This is a genomic window from Paenibacillus sp. J23TS9, assembly GCF_018403225.1.
In the GTDB taxonomy this organism is placed as follows: Bacteria; Bacillota; Bacilli; order Paenibacillales; family Paenibacillaceae; genus Paenibacillus_AQ.
This window is the reverse complement of record NZ_BOSG01000007.1, coordinates 88661-112344: the sequence shown is the minus strand read 5'-3', so window position 1 is coordinate 112344 and position 23684 is coordinate 88661. Positions and strand designations below refer to the sequence as shown.

The 23684-nt window shown below is 45.3% G+C and carries 28 protein-coding genes; 18 read left to right on the top strand and 10 right to left on the bottom strand.

Translation table 11 applies throughout. The features are described from left to right. Positions 1-289: 289 nt before the first annotated feature. From KJS65_RS27985 to KJS65_RS27975, 3 genes are all read left to right on the top strand, one after another. The gene (locus KJS65_RS27985; protein ID WP_213653101.1) at positions 290-802 is read left to right on the top strand and encodes an NUDIX domain-containing protein; all 513 of its coding nucleotides are present in this window, start codon (positions 290-292) and stop codon (positions 800-802) included. A 243-nt stretch (positions 803-1045) separates the two neighbouring features. Next, complete coding sequence (locus tag KJS65_RS27980) at positions 1046-1477, top strand: nucleotidyltransferase domain-containing protein (protein ID WP_213653100.1); 432 nt, start codon at positions 1046-1048, stop codon at positions 1475-1477. A gap of 396 nt (positions 1478-1873) precedes the next feature. Continuing rightward, positions 1874-2494 carry a P-loop NTPase fold protein gene (locus tag KJS65_RS27975; protein ID WP_213653099.1) on the top strand — a complete coding sequence of 207 codons (621 nt, stop codon included), beginning with the start codon at positions 1874-1876 and terminating at the stop codon, positions 2492-2494. Positions 2495-2828: 334 nt separating this feature from the next. On the opposite strand, the gene KJS65_RS30015 is transcribed toward KJS65_RS27975, so the two are convergent. From KJS65_RS30015 to KJS65_RS27945, 7 genes are all read right to left on the bottom strand, one after another. Further along, on the bottom strand, positions 2829-3029 hold the full coding sequence (locus KJS65_RS30015) for a hypothetical protein (RefSeq protein ID WP_244864904.1): 201 nt from the start codon (positions 3027-3029) through the stop codon (positions 2829-2831). Positions 3030-3041: 12 nt separating this feature from the next. Next, the gene (locus KJS65_RS30010; protein WP_244864903.1) at positions 3042-3188 is read right to left on the bottom strand and encodes a hypothetical protein; all 147 of its coding nucleotides are present in this window, start codon (positions 3186-3188) and stop codon (positions 3042-3044) included. Positions 3189-3475: 287 nt separating this feature from the next. Continuing rightward, complete coding sequence (erm, locus tag KJS65_RS27965; protein ID WP_244864902.1) at positions 3476-4354, bottom strand: 23S ribosomal RNA methyltransferase Erm; 879 nt, start codon at positions 4352-4354, stop codon at positions 3476-3478. A gap of 328 nt (positions 4355-4682) precedes the next feature. Then, positions 4683-5084: a VOC family protein gene (locus tag KJS65_RS27960; protein WP_213653097.1), complete on the bottom strand. Its 402-nt coding sequence runs from the start codon at positions 5082-5084 to the stop codon at positions 4683-4685. Between the two features lie 295 nt (positions 5085-5379). Further along, positions 5380-6282: a 3-hydroxyacyl-CoA dehydrogenase gene (locus KJS65_RS27955; protein ID WP_213653096.1), complete on the bottom strand. Its 903-nt coding sequence runs from the start codon at positions 6280-6282 to the stop codon at positions 5380-5382. 318 nt (positions 6283-6600) lie between these two features. Next, positions 6601-7506, bottom strand: a complete 906-nt coding sequence (locus tag KJS65_RS27950) for a DUF4261 domain-containing protein (protein ID WP_213653095.1) — start codon at positions 7504-7506, stop codon at positions 6601-6603. 26 nt (positions 7507-7532) lie between these two features. After that, the gene (locus KJS65_RS27945; protein ID WP_483874584.1) at positions 7533-8456 is read right to left on the bottom strand and encodes a YwqG family protein; all 924 of its coding nucleotides are present in this window, start codon (positions 8454-8456) and stop codon (positions 7533-7535) included. Between the two features lie 336 nt (positions 8457-8792). On the opposite strand from KJS65_RS27945, the gene KJS65_RS27940 reads away from it, so the two are divergent. After that, complete coding sequence (locus tag KJS65_RS27940) at positions 8793-9233, top strand: SRPBCC family protein (protein ID WP_213653094.1); 441 nt, start codon at positions 8793-8795, stop codon at positions 9231-9233. A gap of 72 nt (positions 9234-9305) precedes the next feature. Here KJS65_RS27940 and KJS65_RS27935 read toward each other — a convergent pair whose 3' ends face one another. Together KJS65_RS27935 and KJS65_RS27930 are read right to left on the bottom strand one after the other, a co-directional pair. Continuing rightward, the gene (locus tag KJS65_RS27935; RefSeq protein ID WP_213653093.1) at positions 9306-10163 is read right to left on the bottom strand and encodes a DMT family transporter; all 858 of its coding nucleotides are present in this window, start codon (positions 10161-10163) and stop codon (positions 9306-9308) included. Positions 10164-10185: 22 nt separating this feature from the next. Continuing rightward, entirely contained in the window at positions 10186-11145 is a 960-nt protein-coding gene (locus KJS65_RS27930; RefSeq protein ID WP_213653092.1) for a metallophosphoesterase family protein, read from the bottom strand. A 270-nt stretch (positions 11146-11415) separates the two neighbouring features. Here KJS65_RS27930 and KJS65_RS27925 point away from each other — a divergent pair, with 270 nt between their 5' ends. The 5 genes from KJS65_RS27925 (at position 11416) to KJS65_RS27905 (ending at position 14887) form a co-directional block, all read left to right on the top strand. Then, entirely contained in the window at positions 11416-12204 is a 789-nt protein-coding gene (locus KJS65_RS27925; protein ID WP_213653091.1) for a DeoR/GlpR family DNA-binding transcription regulator, read from the top strand. Positions 12205-12369: 165 nt separating this feature from the next. Beyond that, entirely contained in the window at positions 12370-12771 is a 402-nt protein-coding gene (locus KJS65_RS27920; RefSeq protein ID WP_244864901.1) for a YflT domain-containing protein, read from the top strand. Positions 12772-13019: 248 nt separating this feature from the next. Then, positions 13020-13541 carry a TetR/AcrR family transcriptional regulator gene (locus tag KJS65_RS27915; RefSeq protein WP_213653090.1) on the top strand — a complete coding sequence of 174 codons (522 nt, stop codon included), beginning with the start codon at positions 13020-13022 and terminating at the stop codon, positions 13539-13541. A gap of 101 nt (positions 13542-13642) precedes the next feature. Next, the gene (locus KJS65_RS27910; RefSeq protein WP_136609046.1) at positions 13643-14209 is read left to right on the top strand and encodes an NAD(P)H-dependent oxidoreductase; all 567 of its coding nucleotides are present in this window, start codon (positions 13643-13645) and stop codon (positions 14207-14209) included. A 231-nt stretch (positions 14210-14440) separates the two neighbouring features. Next, positions 14441-14887 carry a DinB family protein gene (locus KJS65_RS27905; RefSeq protein WP_213653089.1) on the top strand — a complete coding sequence of 149 codons (447 nt, stop codon included), beginning with the start codon at positions 14441-14443 and terminating at the stop codon, positions 14885-14887. A gap of 156 nt (positions 14888-15043) precedes the next feature. On the opposite strand, the gene KJS65_RS27900 is transcribed toward KJS65_RS27905, so the two are convergent. Further along, on the bottom strand, positions 15044-15790 hold the full coding sequence (locus KJS65_RS27900) for an MBL fold metallo-hydrolase (protein ID WP_213653088.1): 747 nt from the start codon (positions 15788-15790) through the stop codon (positions 15044-15046). A 130-nt stretch (positions 15791-15920) separates the two neighbouring features. On the opposite strand from KJS65_RS27900, the gene KJS65_RS27895 reads away from it, so the two are divergent. The 9 genes from KJS65_RS27895 to KJS65_RS27855 all read left to right on the top strand — a co-directional run bounded on the left by KJS65_RS27895 (position 15921) and on the right by KJS65_RS27855 (position 23536). Beyond that, positions 15921-16349, top strand: coding sequence for an Lrp/AsnC family transcriptional regulator (locus KJS65_RS27895; RefSeq protein ID WP_374706228.1), 429 nt, complete (start codon positions 15921-15923; stop codon positions 16347-16349). A gap of 215 nt (positions 16350-16564) precedes the next feature. Next, positions 16565-16831, top strand: coding sequence for a phage tail protein (locus KJS65_RS27890; RefSeq protein ID WP_213653087.1), 267 nt, complete (start codon positions 16565-16567; stop codon positions 16829-16831). A gap of 77 nt (positions 16832-16908) precedes the next feature. After that, positions 16909-17340, top strand: a complete 432-nt coding sequence (locus tag KJS65_RS27885) for a MarR family winged helix-turn-helix transcriptional regulator (protein WP_136609041.1) — start codon at positions 16909-16911, stop codon at positions 17338-17340. Positions 17341-17392: 52 nt separating this feature from the next. Beyond that, positions 17393-17953 (top strand): NADPH-dependent FMN reductase, encoded by a 561-nt coding sequence (locus KJS65_RS27880; RefSeq protein ID WP_213653086.1) that lies wholly within the window; start codon positions 17393-17395, stop codon positions 17951-17953. Positions 17954-18190: 237 nt separating this feature from the next. Beyond that, positions 18191-18577, top strand: a complete 387-nt coding sequence (locus KJS65_RS27875; protein ID WP_213653085.1) for a DUF5684 domain-containing protein — start codon at positions 18191-18193, stop codon at positions 18575-18577. Positions 18578-18848: 271 nt separating this feature from the next. After that, on the top strand, positions 18849-20393 hold the full coding sequence (locus KJS65_RS27870) for a glycoside hydrolase family 31 protein (protein WP_213653084.1): 1545 nt from the start codon (positions 18849-18851) through the stop codon (positions 20391-20393). A gap of 237 nt (positions 20394-20630) precedes the next feature. Next, complete coding sequence (locus KJS65_RS27865; RefSeq protein WP_306432997.1) at positions 20631-20888, top strand: CD3324 family protein; 258 nt, start codon at positions 20631-20633, stop codon at positions 20886-20888. A gap of 128 nt (positions 20889-21016) precedes the next feature. Then, a complete protein-coding gene (locus KJS65_RS27860; protein WP_213653082.1) occupies positions 21017-21562 on the top strand; it encodes a GNAT family N-acetyltransferase in 546 nt (181 codons plus the stop codon). Positions 21563-21790: 228 nt separating this feature from the next. Then, a complete protein-coding gene (locus tag KJS65_RS27855) occupies positions 21791-23536 on the top strand; it encodes a methyl-accepting chemotaxis protein (RefSeq protein WP_213653081.1) in 1746 nt (581 codons plus the stop codon). Positions 23537-23684: the final 148 nt, after the last annotated feature.

The window sequence follows — 23684 nt, the reverse complement described above, 5'->3', positions numbered from 1 at the left end:
AATGCTAAATAGACAACCAAGAGTTAAATGTAAATATGACAACATAAATAAATTATGCGAAATCGAAGAAGGCGGCTACAACATATAACACCGCCCAAAAGGGGCCTTGGTTGCCAGAGGCATTTCGGGGAAATGGATTCAGGCAACACACCCGCACCACCTAAGCGCGGTAGCGCCCAGTCGGGAACCGACTTCGCCTATGGTTGCGAGCTCCTTTAAGGTGGTGGGGCGTCGGGAATACAACAACGTTATACGACAATCTACTATATATAAAAGAAGGAGCTATTGAATGCGCATAATTCAAATAGATAAAGACATTGATTGGCTTCCAGAACCTAACCAGATCTCAACAGTTATATCCGACGTTATGCCTGATAGGCATTTGATAACCTGTTCATTCGTTCTAGCATTTTTAAATGACGAAATTATTTTAACTGATTTGCATGCTAGAGGTTGGGATATACCGGGTGGACACATTGAACGAGAAGAATCTGCAGAAGAAGCAGTAATAAGAGAACTATACGAAGAGACAGGAGCAAAGATACTTGACCCTAAGCTTTTGGGTTTTGTGGAAATTGAAATGTTCGGAGAAAAACCAGAGAACTACAAATACCCTTTTCCTAAGAACTATATGGCATTCTTCTGGTCTAATATCATTCATTTAGATGATATTCAACCGAATGACGAGATTCGCGGACGAGGACTATTAAAACCTGAACAGGTATTAAATGTTCCTTGGATAAAAGATAATTACGAGTTATATCAAGAGGCGCTAAAAAGGGCGAAATTTCAGAAGACATAACAAGTATTTCGAAGAAGAGTAGATCGTCACATAATAAAGTATTCACGCATCACAGCATCCTGGAGGCTGCTCGGTTCGCCCGAGGGTTTTCAAGGAAGCGAGTGCAGGCGGACAACCCTACTAACCTAATCTCGCCGCGGTCGGCTCCTTCGGACTTAAGGTTCTCGGGTTCGTGAACACATTAACGTTATGTGAAAGACCTGCAATCTTATAAAAACCTATAAAGCCATCTAAAGGAGATTTATGAGTCGAATAAATTCTAGCCAGTTAAACTTTATTATGAATGAAATGAAATCATTTAATTTTCCCTGGTTTATTGCTGGCGGTTGGTCAATCGATTTGGCAATTGGTAGACAGACGAGGGAGCATGGGGATATTGATATAGTAATATTTCGTGAGCATACTCAAGAAGCATTAGATTACTTCAAACAGTGGGATATTAAGGTGGCGATTCCCGGAGAAGCTCGACTGGAAACTTGCTCTTCTATAGAAGATACTTTTATTCCACGTTATTGTTTGCATTTGTTTAGAGAGCATGATTTTATAGAGATATTATTGACAGAAACCATTAATGAAAAAGTAGTCTTTAGGAAAGATCGCTCTATAACAATGGAACTAGAAAGATTTATCAGAAAAAATCCTGACTATTTCCCCTATGTAGCCCTTGAATGGTAGTTACTCTTTAAGAGCACGAATCCTAGACCACACGATGAACAAGACTTTCTCAACTATTTAAACTATATAAGACCGGATGAAAGAAATTGGTTGAAGAACAGTATAAATAAAGTAAACAAGAAATCAAACTGGCTAGATCTATTATAAGAGAATTTTGGAAGTAAGTTCGAAGAAGGCAGGTCCTTCACATAACACGGTGTTTCCACTGAGGGGCATACGCCCCTTGGTCTGCAAGAGGAATTTTGAGAAAGATGATTCAGCAGACACACCTGCACCTCCCAAGTCCACAAGCGGACCAGGCTCCTACGGAATCTTAGGACGGTGAGGCGTCGGGAACACAACAACGTTAGCTGAAATTGCCGCAAAGTAAAATAAATATGAGAGGAATAAAGAAAAATGAATAATTCATCATTTATTATTTCTATCAGCGGCCCCTCAGGCTCTGGGAAAAGTACATTAGTTAATGAGCTAAAGAAAAAGCTTGATGAAGCCGTTTCGTTTCATTTCGATGATTATGTTTTATCAAATACTTATCCGGAAGATTTCTCTGCATGGCTGAAAGAAGGGGCTGATCCCAAACAAGTATTAAACCCTGATTTTTTAAAGGACTTATCTAATTTAGCCAATGGAGGAACAATCGTACTCCCACATAATAAACAAGAACTAAAGCCCGATAAATATATAATCGTTGAAGAGCCTTTTGGTAGAGGTCGAGAAGGGATCGGCGAACTTATTGATTTTGCAGTGTGTATTGATATTCCACTAGAAGTAGCATTAGCTCGAAGAATATTAAGAACATTAGAAGGTATTCAGAGATCGGGTAGTAAAGCTGACGAGCCGCTAAAGCAGATGGAGGAATATTTATCTCAGTATTTATTCGTTGTAAGGGATCTTTATCATGCGATCAATACCAGAGTGAAGTCTGATTGTGATTTAATCGTTAATGGAATTAAGTCACCTGAACTATTGGCGGAATTAATCATAGTAGAGCTAAAGAAAAGAAGCTTGTATGTATAACTGTGAAGGCTGTAACATCATCTAACACCATATTCACGCATCGTGTCGACATTGTCGACACTCGGTTGTCAGATATATAATCATTGTAGGAATAGCAGACAACGCACGACCCAGCCTAAGATAAGAGCTATCTAAGTGCTCGGTATTGGGTTTCCCAATATTTTAACCCACGAATTTTCCCTTCCAAGCAAAGTTTGGATTTGAATGTAGAGATGAGATTATAAAACGCCGGTGACCTTCAGAAGGAGACCGGCGTTACCGTATTATGATGAGACAGGTTTTGAGATAACTTGGCCTCCCCTGAATATTTGGCCAAAATCTTACGGATTCCTCGTCAGTGTACTTTTTTTTCCATGAGGACACAAACAAACAGGCCGCTTGCTTCTTTTTCATCGATGTCCGCCAGCTTAATGCTGATTAACTCACTGACCCGGACACCTGTATACATGAGGGTTATCATAATCATCATGTCTTGAAAATTCTTGGCTCTCCAAACCACTTCATAGTATCTTTTTAATTCTTCTTCTGTCGGCACGTAAGGCAGCTTCTATAATGATTTTGGAACCTCAATTTCAAGCTCACTTCTTAAATGTTGAAACAAACTTTTTAAGTAAGCATAGTCCGGTCGTTCTGCGCGAAGATATTTCGCCAGTTCCCTGACTTTTCTTTTTGCGGATACGCGGTTTTCAATCATGCAAGTTCACCTTCCAATGGAAGTCTTTCCTTCATATCCAATCGGAATGTGCCATATGGATTAACGTGAGTATAGATCAAGGGTGTCACCGCACGTAAATCTTCTGGAGTCATTAGATCAAACCATGGTTCTTAGCTAGATGGGCATGGGGTCCAGACATCATTTTAACGAAAATACGATATGGACGGTTTAGGTTACGTGTTTACCCTACTCTAGGCCTATCGATTCACCAAAAAAGAAATATTGTGCCGATTATAACCCTTTCTTTCCAATAAGAACTATTAGACTTAATACCGCTGCCTTTTTTTGATTCGTGATTTTTTCGGCCAGTGCAGCGGGGCAACATGTTTAACCATTGTTTGGAATATTCCTGCCCACTGAAGTTCATTTAATGAACACATAGGAGTATCTCTGGCAATCCCCAAGCTCACAACTAAATGTTTCAACTGAGGGGAAGTAAATACTTCCCTTAGCGCATCGCTAAATGACAATTTCGGATTTCTTAACCCATGTTCAGCAAGACCCATAAATACAGATTCATAGCGGCTTGGGATATCAGGATTTGCCTTTCTCTGAATAGACAATATGCTGCATTCAACCTTTGGAGGGGGCGAAAAATAAGTTGGAGCTAGCACCTGGACCATCTCAATGTCATACCACATTCTCCATTTTAGTATTTCGGGATTTTTCATTAATGAGGCAGTAAAACGATTAGCAGCTCCTTTTTCAATAATGATAGCCGCTCGTTGCAGCGGTATTGCCGGGTCTAAAAGTTTTCTCAAAATTGGTGTAGTGATAGAAAATGGAATATTTGCTACTACACAGAAGGGTTCTCGCGGAAGATATCCTTGTAGAAAATCTCTGTGGATGGTTCTAATATTTGATATGCCCTCAACCTTATCATGCAATTTCCGAAGAAAACTAATATCATTCTCAAAGGCAATGACCTTCTTTGCCTTCTCAGCCAAGGGCAGTGTAATGGCACCTAAGCCAGCACCTATATCAATGACTACATCGTTTTTTGTAATCTTTGCGGTTGTTATCAAGTCATGCACCACGCGTTTGTTATGCAATAAATGCTGACCAGAGAAATTACGGCCGTTGCCGTTTGTATGAGTACGGGATTTATTCCCGGTGATGTTAGACCACTTCTTTTTTTTGGACAACACAAAAAACACCTCATTCATTTGTTTAGGTAAAATGAAAAAGGCACATTACAAATAAACCCAGTCCATTCTTCAAAAAAATGGATGAGTCAACATGTACTGTACCTCACATTACCTTAAACGCATGAAATGGGTGATCAAAAAAGCACCTCCTTTAAGCTATAAGTATTATAACAAATAATCCTTGGGAGGCCACAATAAACTTATGGGGGGTTAGCCAAAGGACGAATCAAAGACGTTTATCAAAGATTTGGTTCATGATATTAGTGCAGTTTATTATTATCGTATCGGCTGTTAAACCCCGTAAAAAGATATAGGATTATCAAAATTAGCGTTTCGGCATTTTGCTCTCATCCATATACAGCAGGTTCCAGCGGTGACCGTCCAGATCGGCAAATCCTGCACCGTACATCCAGCCGTCAGTTTCACTCGGCTTGCCAAAAATGCTTCCTCCGGCAAACTCTACTTTTTGAATAAATGCATCTACTTCTTCTCTGCTTTCGGCGCCAATGGAAAATATCACTTCCGCGCTATGGGAAGTATCTGCGGTTTTTGAACCTGTAAATTTCTCAAACGCCGCATCCGGGAACAGCAGAATCGTTGTTTGGCCTATGACAAGCTGGGCTCTCTCGTTACCAACGCTCACCGCATGGAATCCAATCTCATTGAAAAAGGCAGTTGACCTCTCAACATCTTTGACCGGCAGGTTAATCCAAATCTCCTGTGACATGGCTGTCGCCTCCTGGAATATATTCTCAACTACTCCTACTATACTCTACTTCGGGCAGCAGAAGCGAATCTTATAAAAGAAACCGCAAGGGATGACATCCGTATTTGATATACCCTGCGACATGGAATTTTTCATTCCCGTGGGTAGAATTTTATTTTGTTGATTTTGGCTCTGCTCGTCGCGTGGAAAGCGAAAAAAAAATGGGTTTAAATCTATATAATCATCCCGTTGTCGAGTGAACAATGAATAAAAAAGGAGGGGCCTCATACCGAGCCTCCTCCTTTTTCATAACTTATTATGCTTTTAAGAAATTCGGATCTGCATACGATGGATTCGGATATTTATAGAAGCCTTCACCAGAGCCTTGGCCTGTTTTGCCTTTGTCGAGGAACTCGGTTTTTAAGATATCAGCCATCTTCCGGAACTTATTATCAGGTGAAGGGTCTGCCTGGGCTTTGCCGAGGGCAATATTATAGGCGGTTTGTATGCCGACAACATCCAAAATAGCGAAGGGCCCAGTTGGTGCGCCCGTTGCAATCATCCAAGTCTTATCAATGGTTTCAGGATTTGCAATATCGTTAATCCATAACATCTCAGCAGCATCGAGAAATGGTACCAGTAAGGAGTTCAAAATATAACCAGGTTGTTCTTTCTTAATATGGAGGGGAACCATGCCGATGGATGCCGAAAAATCAATAATTTTCTGTTCTACGTTCCGATCAGTCCCAGCATGTCCCATGATTTCGGCGGTATTATTCTTCCATACCTCATTGGCAAAATGAAGCGCTAGAAATTTCTCGGGTCTCCCGGTGTACTCCGCAAATTGACTAGGCACCATCGTAGAGGAGTTGGTCACGAGGATTGTTTTTGCGGGAGCCAGGGGAGAGAGCTGCTTATAAAAATTCGTCTTAATGTCAACAACTTCTGGAATCGCTTCAATGATTAAATCTGCATCCTTTACAGCTTCAGCCAATTCAGAACTAAAAGTGAAGCGCCGGGATGCGGCCTCTGCTTTAGCCTCATCTTTGAAGAAATCTGTATATACCTTTTGCAGGCCGGCAAGACGTTCTTTTGCCTTTTCGAGTGCTTGATCGTTAATATCGTAAACACAAACCTGGTATCCGTGAAAAGCCGTTTGGAATGCAATTTGGCTTCCTAAAACGCCGCTTCCTGCAACGGTAATATGTTTGAAATTCATTGTTTTCTCTCCTTTACGGCAAAATCGAAAATATCAAATGTCTGAAGCAAGTGAAGTTAAGATAGCCAAGCTGGCTCAAAGAGTATGTAAACATTATCCCCAAATTCCAATCAATAATATTCCGTTGAAGCGGGCTAAAGAGACCTTTGGCACCGGCTGCATTACGTTCAGGCAGAGCAGTTATGAGGCTCCGGTTCAAGGTCGCGCCGAGGAAGCAAAAGTAATTAAAAAAAGAAACCTGATCCATGGATCAGGTTTCGAAGCATTCACTAGAAATGGATGTTATCTAAAATAGCTATTTAAAATAGCAGTAACGTTCTATCTGTTAGATTCCTGTCTCCCCGCATAATGATCCTCTCCCGGATCAATGTCGATCACAACACGGTGTGGTGCGGCAAGTGCATATTGGTGCTCACAGCGCCAGCGCATATCCTCAGTGAAGCCGATCGTCTCCCCGTCAGCAATCACATCACCTTGCTTAAATAGATAATATCCGATATTCGTCAAATGTCCCGCAACCTCACCAGGCTCAAGATCATAGAAATGGCACTGGACATCCGGAATGCCAAGCGCGGCAAGCCCGATGGAATCCATCAAGCCCTCAGCCCGTCCGCTATCAGTTCCTTCGACATTATAGAAACGTATATTCATTGCACCATATAGAATGGCATCTTCTTCAATTGCAGTGAGGTACGCACCGGGCTCCACCAGCTTGTCACTCTCCCGAAAATAGATTGCGTCGCAAGGAGCCGTCTCCAGTATGGCCCGAAGTGCACCGGAGAACAGCTGTAACCTTGATTGAGGATCAAGTCCGGATGCCATCATATCTATTAAAAGGAGCGAATGATTGCATTCTTCAAGTGTCTGAGCGGCTTCCTGCCAATGCCAGGATTGCTGAATGGCCGTCACGTAGTCCGAAGCCGGACGATGCTCCATATCCATCAAGCTGGTTTGGGCGGGCATTTCTCCTTCCGAATAGGAAACCATGTAATTCAAATGGAAAAAGTGCAGCATATCCTTATCGGCTTGCTCATCCGCTTCCCACACGGCAAGCGCTGCTTCCTCTGTTTTCTGTTGATCAGGTGGTGCTACTTTTCCTGTATAACGCTCCATTTTTTCATAAAGCGCATTTCGATCCAGATGGGGCTGCTGACGGTACTTCAATTCAACTGCATAGACCCGCGCAAATCCAAAGTCCTTTTCTTCCTCAAGCACTTCGTTCATAGTCCGTCTCGTCTCCTTTTAACAGTTCATGAATATATCGAATCGGTCACCGTCTCTGATCCTTCAGCTTGAATACAGCGAACAATATGTACGGTCAAAACGCCCTGCCAGCAAATCTTCCTTGCGAATAAAGAAATGCAGTACGCCGGCATCCCACAGCAAAATCCAACATCATCGTCAGATTCAATTTCAAGGAGCATCAGAGTATCCTGGATCTCTTGCTTAGCTTTTTCTTCATCTCCTGCAAAATGAGCGGTTAGCTGCTCTAACGCCTTTGTGGTGCTGTAGCTGTAGTTTTGACCTGTCAAAATCATTAAGGCGGCTTCGTATTCACTGTCATCGTGCTGGCCTGTAGGATAGCCAAAAAGCAGGGCAGCATCATCACGTTGCGTGTTACTTAGCGAAAAGGTCAAATCTTCATATTCTTCATAACCAACCGACTCATTCTCGATCTGTTCATAGTCCACATAGGCGTAATTCGGAGGCTCAAGTGATGTACGGGCTTCCAGCTGATATCCGCAAAATCGTTCTTTCAAAGCAGTGACCTCAGGAGACAAGCGGCGCTCAGCGGAAGCCAGCTGATCATCCGGCAAAAATAATACGCGATGCTGGATATGGTAGGCCGGCTCATCGATTCCGACAAAAAAATAAAGCATGCCGCCAGTGGGAAGCAGCGATGATTCGTCGTGGCTCGCCACATCTTTTAGATTCAATTGAACTAAAAAAGTCATAGGCGTACCGTCAGTCGTCGCTGGCCACTCCGCCTGAGGAGGAAGATCCGGATCTCCACCGATTCTGGAGACACAAGGGATATCATAGTTTGCCACTCCGGCTTTAGTGCACCGGATGCCATGCCGAGTGTTTTCCAACAGATACGCTGAGGCATGCTCGAATTGATGTTCAAGGATCACTTGTTCAAGTTTATTACGACTTTGTTCACTTCGGCTCACGATAATCCTCCTTCATTTCATACAATTAAAAGTAACTATAAGACTATGAAAACATAGGTGTTCGGCGTAACAGTACGATTCTACAGTTGCTTGTCATCTATAGACACCGGGATAATACCCTATATTGTATAAGAAGTTTCCAGATTCCTCCATCATACCTTATACCCACAAACCGGGCTTTAGCAGGGGCATAGAACAAGTCATAGCTTAAACGCGGGATAAGGTATTGCGAGTTTCAATTGGAGATACTATATATCATGTCACTTATGATAAGCTCAGATCAGTTATAAAAAGATCTATTGCTTGTTCAATATACGGAAAGAGAGTGGATGGTGCATGGATACGCAGGTAACTACGAAATTTAAAATACTCAAGCCGGCTGATGAAGTGTTTGAAGCCATAGCAGACCCAGAAAAAATGTCTAATTATTGGTTTTCATCGGGAACTGGAAGAGTGGAGCAGGGCAAGACGATTACATGGAGATATGATGAGTACAATGCAGAAGTGGTTATACATGTATTGGAAGTCGAGGGAAATCAGAAAATCAGGTTCTCGTGGGGAGGAGTTGGCGAAGAAACGGTTGTTACCATTACACTTCATGAACTGGATGATACGAGTACAATGATTGAAGTAAACGAATCGGGTTTGAAAGAAGATGACCCCGAAATCGTAAATAAAATGATAGGACAAAAAGAAGGCTGGGTATATGTGTTGACTTGTTTAAAAGGTTATCTGGAAAATGGCGTTAATAACTTGAGAGCATCATTAATTCATTAGATAATCATGATCCCAGTGTGCATTTCAGACTCAAAAAAAGTCCATCATCTGATGGACTTTTTCATCGTTTAATCATCCCCACATCCCGATCAACAAAATCCCACAGAACACAATAATGGAAGTCGTGATCCGCTTCAGACCCTGCTGTTCCTTCAGTAGCAGAATTCCAAGGAAAGTGGCGAAAACCGTACCAATTTCACGCAGTGGACTGATGTGGGCCATAGGTGCCTGCTGCATCGCGAAAAGGAAGAGCAGATATGAACCCGGATTCAGGATTGCTCCCAACAGAATGGTAGAACGATTCTTGCGCCACTCCTGCTTCAACTGGCGAGAGGCCAGCACGAGCGGGGTCAAGCCTGCCACAAAGCCGATGTTGGTCACTTCGAGCAAGGCTACCGGAGAGACATGATCGAGATTGAGTTTATCCACGAATACATAGCTGGTGGTACACAGGCCAACACAAAGCGCTAATGCAAAAGGCTTCAAGCTTTGCGGCTGCGTATTTGCTTTTTTGCGGCCCGGGCCGAATCCGCTGAGCAGGAAGAAGCCCCCGAGCATTAAGATAATTCCGATCCATCCGAACATGGACAATGATTCTTTGAGAAATAATACCCCGATGATCGGGACCAGCAGTGTGCTGGTTCCCCGCATAATCGGATAGATCTGCGACAAATCGCCAAGCTCATAGGTTTTGGACAGCAGCCAGGAGTACAGACCCTGAAGAGCGACCGAAAGCAGCAGTAATCCATACGCACCCCAGGTTAGCGGATTCTTCCACAGTTCCATAATCAAGACAGGCAGCAGGATCACGGCAGGGATCATCATGATCGACCATAGAAATACGCCTTTGTTCAGACTCCGCTTGGTAAACATACTCCAGACAGCATGAGCCATACCGGATGCGAGTACGAGTAAAATTGGCAATAACATAGATGAAATGGCCCCTTAGTTGTTAATTTTCGTCGTCGCCAGGATGATGAACAGGCTGTTCGCTGACAACCGAGCCGTCTTCAAGGCGAAGCCAAGTGGCAAATCCGGCCTCTCCAGCCGTCAGGCGAATAACGCGGGCACCCCGCTTGAATCCTTCCCTGCCATAGGTGTTATAACCGCTTGAGCGTCCATAGCAAAGTCGGATGCCGTGCAGATCGCCGTAGTAATCATTGACATGGTCATGCCCGCAAAAGGTACCGACAACGTCGCCCATTTCGAGCAGGGCCGTGAAGAGTCCCGAGTTGACGGGAGCAGAGCACACAGGCTCATATTTGTTTCCGTAACAGGTTTCTTTATCCCAAACTTCCTGGTATTCGGGTACCGGTATATGGAAGAAAGCGAGTGCAGGCAGCTTGTTGGCCTGGTTCACTGGATTCAGCCGCGCCGATTCATTGACCAGCCAGTCGATCTGATCCCGTCTTACCCAGTTATAGAAGGGAACATGTTCCAGAGGAGAGAGGTTGCCGGAATCCAGGAAATATAAATTAGCCGCTGGTTTTCCTCCAGCATCCATCAGCTCGACGGAATAGTTGCCTTCGCCGGTAATCTCTTTTGGACCGGACTCAGCTACGGTATGCTTGTGGTTCAGTACAACCTGCATAAGCTCTTCCCGGGTGATACGATTTTCCGTGTCATGATTGCCGAAGACGACAGCCCATGGAATTCCCCGTTCCTCAGCAGCGCTGACAGCATCCCGGAAAGCCTGAGCCGGATGATCACATTCGGTGTGGCCGGGTGATACGTGGCCGGTATAGATGACATCACCAGTAAAGACAACCATATCCGGTTGTTCCGCATCCAGCGTCATTTCCATCAGGGCGCGGGTGCGCTGATCTTCGGGTTCTCCATTTTTCCAATGCAGATCCGTGAATTGAACGATTGTAAAAGTTCCGTCCTGCCGAAAAGATAATTGGCGGCTCATTTTATTTCCCCCTTGTAAAATGATGCTTATTATAATGTTGATTCATGTTAATTTATGTTGTTTTTCGTGTTGATTGTATGCTCTAGGTAAAATGTTGTCAATCCTTTTTTTACATATTGTTAACACAAGCTAATACTGGAATGGAAAGACTCCTCTAATAAGGTCCTCCTAGGTTTGACAAGGATCGTATAGAACTAATACACTGAATGAAAACAACAACAAAACACATTGAATGATATAGGAAAGGTCAATAACAGGAGGAATGTTCGTATGTCCTTAACCTATGAGGAGCGCCGGCAAACCATTCTTGCCCAGTTGAGCATGGAAGGAAAAGTGCAGGTGCATGCCCTGGCAGGGATGTTCAATGTCTCGACAGAGACGATACGCCGTGACTTGGACCGGCTGGAGAAGGAAGGCAGACTAAGGAAAGTATACGGGGGAGCGGTTCAAACCCGTTCCGAGCGGATTGAGCCGACGTTTATCAAGAGATCCCAGATGCATCAGAGTGAAAAGCAGGCAATCGGTAAAGCTGCAGCCGCTCTGGTTGGAGAAGGGGAAACCGTGCTTCTGGATAATGGAACGACAACACTGGAAATCATGCGCGAACTGATGGGCCGTGCCGATGTTACTGTCATAACAAGTTCCGTCCCTATTTTGGCCTGTGCGCTGGAAGGATTTCAGGGGAAAGTGATCTTCGCCGGCGGTGAGGTTAATATGAGCTTCCAGGCAGCGGCAGGAGCCATTGCCCATCAGCTGCTGGATCAGTTTAAGGTCAACAAAGCATTTATCTCTGCAGGGGGGATCTCACTTGCGGATGGCATTACCGAGTACAATCTGGAGGAAGCTTTGCTGTCGCGTAAAATGATGCAGCGTACCGAAGAGTCTATTTTGGTGGCGGATCATTCCAAATTTGGGGTTACCACTTTTGCGCAAATTGCCCCCATCGAGCACATATCCATGATCGTTACAGACCCCGGATGTTCCCAGGAATGGATTGATGTGCTGGGCAGGCTGGATGTCGAGGTTTTGATCGGCGGAAGGAATAAATCCCGGAAATAGCCGCAGCACTGCGAACGAAGCACAGGCGAGGGAGCCTGTGTTTTTTTGTTGCAAACGAAGTTCATACGGCCTCATAAAATATTTCCAAGGTTCACCCTCCCGCATTGCGGTTATAAACGTTGTAGCAGACGCTGCAGATGATTATTAATAGAGGAGGAATCCATCATGGAAACCAATATGACGAATATGACGAAGGTTCAAACCGTAAATACAGCAGGTGATGTTCACGCTCAGGTAGATAAATTTGTGATAGAGGGATATAGTACGGATCGTATTTATGTCCTGGCTCATGACAAAGACAGAACCGATCGTGTTGCTGACCAAACGGGCACCGAGCAAATCGGCATGGATGAAGAGGGCATGGGTACGGCGATCGCCAACATCTTCCGTTCCCGCGGGGATGAGCTTCGCGCGAAGATGAAATCCATGGGGATCTCCGATAATGATGCGGAACGTCTCGAAGAAGATATGGACCGTGACAAAATCGTTGTGATCGCCTGGGGCGGCAAAGAGTATGACAATGATGATTTTGACCCAACAATTACTTACTACCCATATATGGTTTAAGTTCGATAAAATTCACAAAAGAGCTTGCACTCAGGTAACTGAGGCAGGCTCTTTTTTTGAAATATTATGAAAGGAATCCCTTTGATAGATTGAACGTATGATGTCAGTACTTTTCGGAGGCCGATGTTAAAAAAGCGAAATCGTGAATTCTTTCGAAAAATGATTTGCACTTTAGAAAAAGATGGAATAGAATGTGATCATGGTTAGTGATTGATCAATCAATATTAAAACGAAGGGAATGAATGGATATGGCGAAAGGAAATACAGCATCTGCGAACCGCCGTACCGATATCGTATCTGCAGCTATTGAAATATTTGCGGAAATTGGCTACTATCGTGCAACAACAGCACAAGTCGCGGAGCGTGCTTCCATCTCACAGCCCTATGTCTACCGTTTCTTTACGAAGGAATCTCTGCTCGTCGAAGCATTGGAAGTATCGTGGCTGCGAATCTTGGAGGCTTTTAAACGAGTCATTGAGACGTCAACATCTGAGCAATTGGAAATCGGCTTCATTCGTGCCTATGAGGAGATCATGAACATGCATCGCAATGAAATCTTGCTTCAAATGCAGGCACAGACAATCCAGGAGACGCCGATCCGTGATGCGATGAAAAAAGGCATGGGCCAAGTAAAGGAATTGGTGGAAAATGCTTTTCAGAAAGCGGGCATTCCAGACGTGGAAGAGAAGACATCAGACTTTTTGGCCAGAGGCATGCTGTGTAACGTATCGATGGCGATGGATATGCCAGGGCTGATGGTAAAGAGATAGAGAAATTTTTTTCTCATATTGTAATTGATCAATCACTCACTAAATTTAATGCAAGGGCTAATAGTAATTCAAGAAACCAAAATTCGAGAGGAGCAAACCGAATGAATCATCTTATTATTTATGCCCACCCGAGAAAAGAGAGCTTTAACCATGCTATTTTGGAAACAGCCGTAGAAGGTCTTCAACAAAAGGGATATAACGTTATCGTACGGGACCTGTACGCGATGGAATTTCAGCCTGTCATAAGCAGCAGCGAAATCCTTGGAGGGATAGGCGAAGACGTTGTTCAAGAGCAGGAATATCTGAAATGGGCTGATGTCATCACCTTTATTTATCCCATTTGGTGGACCGGACTGCCGGCCATTATGAAGGGGTACATTGAGCGTGTATTTTCCTACGGATTCGCTTACAGATATGTAAATGGCGTTCAAATGGGATTGTTAAAAGGGAAAAAGGCTGTCATTATCAACACGCAGGGCAAGTCGCATGCCCAGTATGCAGCGAATGGAATGGATCAAGCGCTACGTTTGACATCAGACAAGGGAATCTTTGAATACTGCGGACTGGACGTAATGTATCATCTATTCCTTGAATCCGTACCCAACTCCGACGAGTCCACAAGAGCTGCATGGCTGGAACAGATTGCGGATATGGCAAGCAAAGCTTAAAAAGAAGGTATCTGAATGATATAAATTTGTAATTGATCAATCAATAATGAAAATAGAAGTGATGAACAGATTCTACAGGTGATTTGTTGGATTTTCAAAAAAATGGCTTGCTGCCCGGGACACGGAGGCAGGCTTTTTCTTTTGTGAAGGCGGGTTACCGATGCCCCGAAGCCGAGGTAAAATAGGGTTACATGAGATGCAGGCAGAATAGCCGTCAGGAGGGGGAAACCGATGAAAGTTATAGAACGCCTGAACCATTGGATCGCGGAGGTTCCCGCGAAGTTTGGTGTCTTGCCGGAGCCGGAGTTGTCCATACGGCCTCAGCCTCATAAATGGTCCAAAAAGGAAATACTAGGGCATCTCTGCGACTCTGCTCAAAACAATCTGCAAAGGTTCATCCGTGCACAATATGAGGAACAGCCGCAAACGGTGATTAGATACGATCAGGAGCAATGGGTAAAGCTCATGGGATATCAAGATCTTCCTTTCGATCAAGTCCTGAGTTTATGGTTGAGCCTGAACAAACAGGTGGCCGCGGTGATCGAGAGAACTCCGGAGAACAATTTGCAGAAGGAGTACCCTTTAAGCGAGGCACAAATCGTTACGATGGGTTGGATGTTTGATGACTATGTTGATCACCTGGAGCATCATTTGAAGCAAATATTCGGTGACATATAAGAAAACCGATGCAGACTAGAAGTGGACAATGAAGCCAATTAAGCCTGCAAAAGTATACAGATTCACATCAAGGAGCTCTCGCAGCATTTCAGCTGCCATGCTCTTAACGACATTATCTATTAATCATGTTGACAAAATGACTCTCAGAATTTCTGTTTAAAACCATTCACCATCTAGAGGGACCTGGACCCGGTCGTTCAGTTGCTCAGCGTGTAAGCGGTCATTAAGGTCTGATCTTGTGGTGAAGCAGTGATTAATGGATTCCATATGAATTGCAGCGACCTTCGTATAGGGAGCGTACCGGCACAAGCTGACCACATCTTCTTCATTCATAATGATAGGACCCCCCTCCCGAAATCTGGCTCCGCCCGCGTTAGCCAACGTGAAGTCCGGTCTATGCTCATCCAGGGCCTGTTTTACATCATCGCACCAAATTGTGTCCCCAGCAATATATAGAGTGGGCTCTCCTTCAGCTTTGAAAACATAACCGGACACCTGACCCATGAGTTTACCGATTTCACCTACGCCGTGCTGGCCGGTCGTGCGGAAGAGGGTTGTATCTTTGAAAGTAATGCTTTCATTCAGTTCGGTTACGTCCGTAAAACCTCCTGCGCGAACCGCTGCGTCATCACCCGGCTGGCATAAAATTGGAAGTGATTTATCCAAAGTTTCTATTGCCGCCTGATCCCAATGATCGGGGTGCAGGTGAGTTAACAGTATGGCATCCGGGTTGACCCAGTTTTCGGTGGGAAATGGGAGAGGCACAAGCGGATTACGTCTGTCGTTTTCCGTATTGAAGACTGGAGGATTTGCTCCTTGGGCACTGAACATCGGATCAATCAGAAAGGTAGAACCCGCATATTCGAGCCATAGTGAAGCGTTGCGGATGAGCTGGATTTTCATATATAAAACACCTCTTATTTTTAATGTTGTGGATCTGTTATCATTATAGATGCAGCTGGAGCGGGAGCATATAACGCAGTGAAAGGAAACCACGGCTGCCATTTTCACGGTGAAAGGAATTTTGAAAATAGTGAATCAATATACGCTGGATGAAGTGGATTTGCAAATTCTGCATCATTTGATTGAGGATTCTACCCGTTCCTACAAGGATATTGGCGAGCTTGTTCACTTAACCGGGCAGGCGGTGGGGGTGCGTGTGCGCAAGCTGCAGGATGCGGGTGTGATTGAAGGATATACGCTGCGCTGGAATCCGGAAAAAATCGGACTGTCGATGCACGCGTTTGTAACGGTATTTCTAAAATCCAATACGGCTCATCAGCGTTTTCAATCCTTTGTACAGGTGCATGAACAGGTAGTTGAGATGCACCGGGTGAGCGGGGAGGGCTGTTACTGGATGCGGGTCCGGGTAGGTTCGCCTCAGGAGCTTAATGAGCTTCTTGATGATATTTTAAGCTATGGTAATTATAAAGTGAGTTTGTCGATCGGGCAGATAAAATAGCGAGAAAGAAAAATCTCCTAACGATTTGGTAAGAGGATTTTTTAATTTAACGGCTATTGCGGGAGAGCGTCGGTTTTATTTATGTAATAAGCGTTCGGCAGGAGGTGGAGGTGTTCAGAATTTGTTCAGAACACAACTGTAAAATGAAGTCAAAGTTTATATTTCGCAGCGGAAATTCTCTTTTGAACGCTTCATGACATGGGAGGAGCAGTACGATGAGTGAAAAGTATTTGGGAGAAATCCGAAAGTTCGCCGGAGACACTGCTCCGCCCGGATGGGTGTTTTGTCATGGGCAAGAGCTTCGCGTGGAACAATATGAAGATCTGTATGGACTCATTGGAGTAACCTATGGCGGCGATGGGGTGAATACGTTCAGAACTCCTGAGCTTCATGATAAACAGCAGGTCCGGACGAAGGCAGGTCCTGCTTCTTTACGGCATTTTATCATGGCAACCGAAGGATTAGTCCCTGATTTTTTTTAGAGGGGTTTGACAAAACCATCCCTTCATATGATAATTGACTAGTCAACGGTTGCTATATCAACTAACGAGGTGATCTGGTGGGATCTAGAGTATTCGACAACATTGGGGTCCTGATTCATACCGTTGATCTGGAGATCACGCAGTATTTAAAAAAGCAGCTGGCTCCTTATCAATTGGCTCCAGAGCAGCATTTGATCCTGGCTTTGCTTCTGGATGGGGAAGGAATGTCACAGAACTGTATTGCTGAGCAGCTCGGGAAAGATAAATCCAGTATTACCCGGATGATTTTCAGCCTTGAAGGCAAAGGATATATCCGGAGGGTGGGATGTCCGAATGATCGGCGTTCAGTTGAAGTGTATCTGACCGATAAAGGGAAAGAGCTGAGGGAAGCAGTTAGCACGATCAGCACAACGACTCGGGAGCTTTTAAGCAAAGGGTTGACGGAAGAGGAAACATCAGAGCTCAGGCGGCTGCTTGGCAAAGTGCGTGAAAATGCGAAGCAGGTATAACTGTTCTGGCTTTTGAAGCATACTAACAACACAACTATTGGAGGAATGACAGATGAAAGTTGTAGCATTGGTAGGAAGTATCCGCAAAGATTCTTACAACGTAAAGCTTGCCGCATATGTGAAGAACAAATACAAGGAGCAAATGGAGGTGGAGATTTTAAATCTCCGTGATATTCCTTTTTATGACCAGGACATCGAAAACGATCCTCCTGCTGCCGTTCAAGAACTGCGTCAAAAAGTAGCTGCTGCCGATGCCGTGTTGTGGGTGACGCCAGAGTATAACTACTCCATCCCTGGCGTTCTGAAAAACGTCATTGACTGGCTTTCCCGCGGTGACCGCGTTATGGTGGGCAAGCCTTCCTTCATTATGGGTGCTTCCATGGGCCTGATGGGTTCCGTTCGCGCCCAGCAGCATCTGCGTGATATCCTGTTCTCGCCAGGCATCAACTCGCCACTGCTTCCAGGAAATGAAGTGTATGTCGGTATCGTTCATGAGAAAATGGATGAAAACGGAAAAATCAAGGACGAGGCAACGGTACTCTTCCTGGATTCCGTCATCAACAACTTCGTGAAATGGTACAACCAGCAAGCTTCTGCAGCGGCATTGAAATAAGTCGTTTTTGGACAACCCCGGTGGTTTTTGCCGCCGGGGTTATTGCTGTTTCCAGGCATTTTCCAGTCATAAAAATTCCCGGATGCAATAGGTATAAGAGACTGCATGAAAAAAGCAACGGTCTGGAGATGGATTAATTTGTCGAAAATGGGTCGAATTAAAGAGGATTTCCCGGAAGCATATCGAATGTTAAGGAGTGCATTTTTAACTTAAATTCCATGTACAGGGAGGATATTTATGACAGGATTTTTGATTTTGTTATACATTGCTGTTTATTTTGTAGCTTGCGGGGCGTTCTTTCAGCTCGCGAAAAAAGCGGGCATGGATGATATTGCCTGGTTTGCTTTCATTCCGATTCTCAGTACGATTTTGCAATTGAAGCTGATTAAGGTGAGCGCATGGTGGATCTTAATCGGTTTGGTGCCCGTTGCCAACCTTGTATTCTCGATTATTATGCAGATCAAGCTGTTGAATGCATTCGGCAAAAATGGCGCTTACGTTCTCTTCGCGATTTTCTTGGCTCCGGTATATATGATTTTGTGGATGGTCTGGGGCTATTCCAGCCAAACAACATATCAGCTTTACGAACCGCCGGTTCCTCCAGGTCCACATGCTTCTTTTTAGAAATAATGATCTATGATACGAACTTACATAGGGAAGCAGAATTGAAGCTATAGCGAATAAACCAGGGTACTACAGATAATCCGCTGATTTGGATTGTCTGCAGATAGAAACACAGTTAAGAATGCACTTGAAATAATACGCCGCCTCCCGACATTGGGGGCGGCGTATTATTTTCTATATCATCATGCAGAAATATATTATCAAAGGCATAGCGGCCGGATCTGTAAAAGGATAATATTAGCATAAACCGTACCTGTGAAGGAGAGAGAACATGGAAGACAAATATGTCATCCCGCTGCTGCCGGGTGAGCGCTGGTGGGGTGGCCGTGCCGCGGACGGCATGAGCATGCCCTACGGAATGGACGCTTTTGAAGCAGATCTGATCGAGACGCTGGGCATGAATCAGGCTGCACCGCTGCTGCTGTCCAGTAAAGGCAGATATGTATGGTCCGAAGAACCGTTTGCTTTTTCATTCTCGGCAGAGGATTTGGTCATATCAAATGGTAAAGCAAAAGTTACAGTGGCGGAGGGCTTTGAAAATCTTCGCGAAGCTTTCCGGCAGGCTGCCAGCCGTCACTTTCCGGCATCGGGAGCCTATCCGGATGAGCTGCTGTTCACGGCGCCCCAGTATAATCTATGGATCGAGCTTTTGTATGAACCAACGGCGGAGAAGGTGCTGTCTTATGCCAAGGCTGTTCTGGATCAGGGCATGCCTCCGGGCGTAATCATGATTGATGATAACTGGCATGAGCCGTATGGAACCTGGCGTTTTCATTCAGGCAGATTTCCGGATCCGAAGGGCATGGTTGATCAGCTGCATGAAATGGGCTTCAAGGCCATGCTGTGGGTATGCCCGTTTGTCAGCCCGGATTCCAGAACCTTTCGCGAGCTTTCCGGCAAGGGATATCTGCTGAAAGACAAGCATGGGGAAATAGCCATCCGTCCCTGGTGGAACGGATACAGCGCCGTGCTGGATGGCACCCATGCGGGGGCTGTCGGATGGTTTTGCGAACAGCTGGATTTCCTTCGGACGGAATACGGCGTGGACGGCTTCAAGCTGGATGCCGGGGATATTGAATTTTATCAAGACGGCGACCAGACCGCTGCTCCTTCCAATCCCCATGGACAATGCGAAGCCTGGGCGCGTATCGGCTTGAATTATGCGCTGAATGAGTACCGGGCCTGCTGGAAGCTGGGCGGGCAGGCGCTGGCTCAGCGGCTTAAGGACAAGCTGCATGCATGGGACGGCAACGGCTTGTCATCGTTAATCCCGGATGCCCTTGCTCAAGGATTGCTCGGACATCCGTTTACATGTCCCGATATGATCGGTGGCGGGGAATATATGCATTTTCAGCAGCATTCGGATGCCCTGGACCAGGAGTTGTTCGTCCGTTCGGCACAATGTGCGGCGCTGTTCCCGATGATGCAATTCTCGGCAGCACCGTGGCGCGTGCTGGATGCAGAGCATCTACGTTGCTGCGTTGATGCCGCCAATCTGCACAGCCGGTTAGGAAGTGAAATCCTGGATCTTGCCAAACGGGCCGCGGAGGATGGAGAGCCGATGATGCGGCATCTGGCCTATTCCTTTCCGGATATGGGCTATGAGCATATGAATGATCAATTTATGCTGGGTGAGCATATTTTGGTCGCGCCAGTCCTGCAAAAGGGAGCCGTAAAACGCAGCATCACCATTCCGCCGGGTGTATGGAAGGGTGATGATGACAGCATCGTTCAAGGTCCATGCACACTGGACGTCGACGCTCCGCTCCGCCGGTTGCCGTGGTACCGGAAGCTGGATGGAAATTCTTTTATATAGTACATTGTAGTTAATCTTAATGAAGCGGGAGGGATCATAGCATGCAATATGCGAACAGTTTCAGGGGAAGCTCCATGCAAAGTCTGTATGACAGACAGCGGCGGTTACTTGTATGGAGCCCAGCAACTCACAAATCGCCCCTTCCTGCAATGCAAGGTTAGAACGCGTTGTATCATAGAGACTTTGCTGCCTTGAATTTTTCATTCTACGTTTAAGGAGCAGAGCAAAGTGAAATATATGAATGCTGAAGCTGTTTTTCCAAAGCGGCTGTTGAACGAACTGCAGCAGTATGTGCAGGGGGACTGGATTTATATCCCCACCATGAAAGGCTCGCGAAAAGCTTGGGGAGAGTTCTCCGGCAGTCGGGATGCATTGCGGAGCAGAAATGAAGATATCCGCCTGCAATTCGCCGCTGGACAGTCGATCGCGCAGCTCTCTTCCCAGTTTGGTTTGGCGTATGATACGATCAAGAAAATTGTGTATTCAAAAGGATAAGCCGCGCCCGCAGATCTTGAAGATCTTGCGGGTTTTTCTAGTGCAGCGTTCGATTAGGTAGTGTTTCAGGTATATCCCTCACGGGTCCCATACTTCTATAATCAGGATAGAATAAAGGGGGAGTAACCATGAACATAACCGTCGAATTATGCGCATTAGATGACAAATTCATCATCTATAATCTATATCCATTATATTTATATGATCTGGCTGAAATACGGAAGATGCTACCGAATAAGCTTGGTGTTTTTGAAGATTCTGACGATTACCGGACATTGCAGGACCAGCAGACTCTATTCGATATATGGTGGCAAAAAGAAAACATTCTATTTCCTTTCTTGATTCGGGTGGACGGCCTGCCGGCAGGATTTGGTCTGGTCGCTACTCCGCCTTATCTGGTGGATGACAGCGAGTACATGCTGAATGAATTTTTTATTGCGAGGCCCTTTCGAAACAAGGGAGTGGGAGAAAAGGCGGCTGCGGCTATTTTTAACCGGTTCCCGGGCAAATGGATGCTGTTCACGACACCTACAGAGGACAATGCTCGCACGCAGATGTTCTGGAGAAAGACGCTGGAGAGATATGCATTAAGCTGCTATAAGGAAACGGATGAGGATTTGCCGCATTATGGCGCTTCGAAGGTGTTCCGTTTTGAGAGTGACGGGTTATTATAATACTTTTTAATAAAGGGTGGACCTGATATGTGCTTTTTACATGGGGTTCGCCTTTTTTGCGCAATTTGTAAATAATTACCCTCATACAAAAGACCTAAAATGTCGATATATCTTTCATAACAGTGCTGGAATATCAGAAACCGCTGATTTGTCAATGCACAAATTTGTGAACACAAAAAGCGCCCTGAAATAACGGCAATGAACTTTATAAAGTATAGGGTGGTTATCATGAAAAAAAGAAATAGTCTGGTATTCAAGTCAACCATTGTCTTATCGGTATTGTTTTTCTTATTGGAAAGCATCGTGACGATGACGAACCAATCGCAAATGAAAAGCCAGATTTTCACAGAACTTTCCAACATGGAATGGACGCTCAGTAATATTATTGTTGAGGACATTCCGCATATTGAAAAAGCGAAAACACTGCTTGGTTCCGATGCGCTCATGAAGGATGAGCAGGTCCAGCAGGTTCAGAAGCAGTTGGATAGTATGAAAAATAACCAAATGATCGCTAATAGCTACATCTACATGCCGGATATGGAAGAGAGCGGGGACAGTACGAAGCTGAAGCTGGTTCTTGCAAACCAGGGGCTGTATGATTCGGGTTTGAAGCCGGGGAGCATATACGAAGCAAAAGGTGCCTTCCAGAATGCTCTACATGAAATGATAAAAACAGGTTATGCCACTTCCAAGGTCTATTCCGATGATTATGGACAATGGATCAGCATTATCAGCACTGTGAAGGACAGCAGCGGAAAGGTAAGCGCCATCTTCGGGATCGATTATAATTATTCCATGATTGCAGACCGGCAGAGTGCCGTGACGATTAGAACGAGTATTATCGGTTCAATCGTTGCACTCGCGTTCATCCTGCTGACCATATTTATGGTAAGGTTCACGCTCCGGTCCATTACCCAGCTGTCCAAATTAAGTATCAAGGTTGCAGAAGGGGATCTTTCCGTAGAGGCTCCTGTTAAAAGTAAGGATGAGGTTGGTATTTTGTCAGCCAATTTCAATACGATGATTGCCAATATCCGTCATTTAATCGAGAATGTCCAGCAGACCTCCGATAAGGTGACGCAATCCTCCAAGGCGCTGGCAGCGAGCGCAGATCAGACCTCAAGAGCGACAGAAGAAATTACCCGTTCGATCCAAGAGGTTGCCCAGGGCTCAGAGACACAAATGCAGTCAGCGGTTGAAAGTCAGGTGGCAATGGAGGAGATGACGGTCGGCATACAGCGGATCGCAGAGTATTCCTCGCGTCTGTCCGAGCATGCTCAGGAGGTTGCCAAAAATGCGGAGGCAGGCAATCATGTCGTGCGTCAGTCTGTAGAGGAAATGGAGAGCATCCATTCGACGGTATCAGATACCGTGGGTATTCTGGAGGAATTAGAGAACCGTTCCCAGGAAATCGAGAAAATTGTAGCCATCATTTCAAATATCGCCGGTCAGACCAACCTGTTGGCACTCAATGCTTCTATTGAGGCGGCCAGAGTTGGCGAGCATGGCAGAGGATTTGCGGTTGTAGCCCAGGAAGTACGGAAGCTGGCTGAGCTGTCAGGGGAATCATCGGAGCAAATTTCCAGCATGTTGAATGAAATCGCCTCTTACGTAAGCCGTGCCTCGACCGCCATGAATGCGAGTATGCATCAGGTTGCACAGGGCTCTGAATCGGTTCAAAAAGCAGGGGCAGCATTCGGAGAAATTGTCGTCTCCCTGCAAAATGTGAATGAGCAGGTACATGAGGTATCCGCCTCAGCCGAGCAGATGTCCGCAGGAAGTGAGCAGATCGCGGCTTCCCTTGATGAGCTTGCCCGGATCGGCAGAAATGCATCGGGCCATTCCCAAAGCGTGGCCGCTTCATCCGAGGAACAGATGGCTTCCATGCAGGAAATTGCCGGATCTGCTACAATGCTGCAAAGCATGGCTGATGATTTGGAGAAGGAAGTTCGTGTATTTAAATTAAAAGCATAAGCCGCAAGTGCTGAAGGCCACCCACTCGGGTGGCCTTTGTTATTCGGAACTTCCGGTTCATAAAATGCTGCCGCCAAGCAGGAAATGGGCCATCCATTGGCGTAATAAGTGGAAGATGGATTGAATATAAAGACGGGCAGCCGGTCAG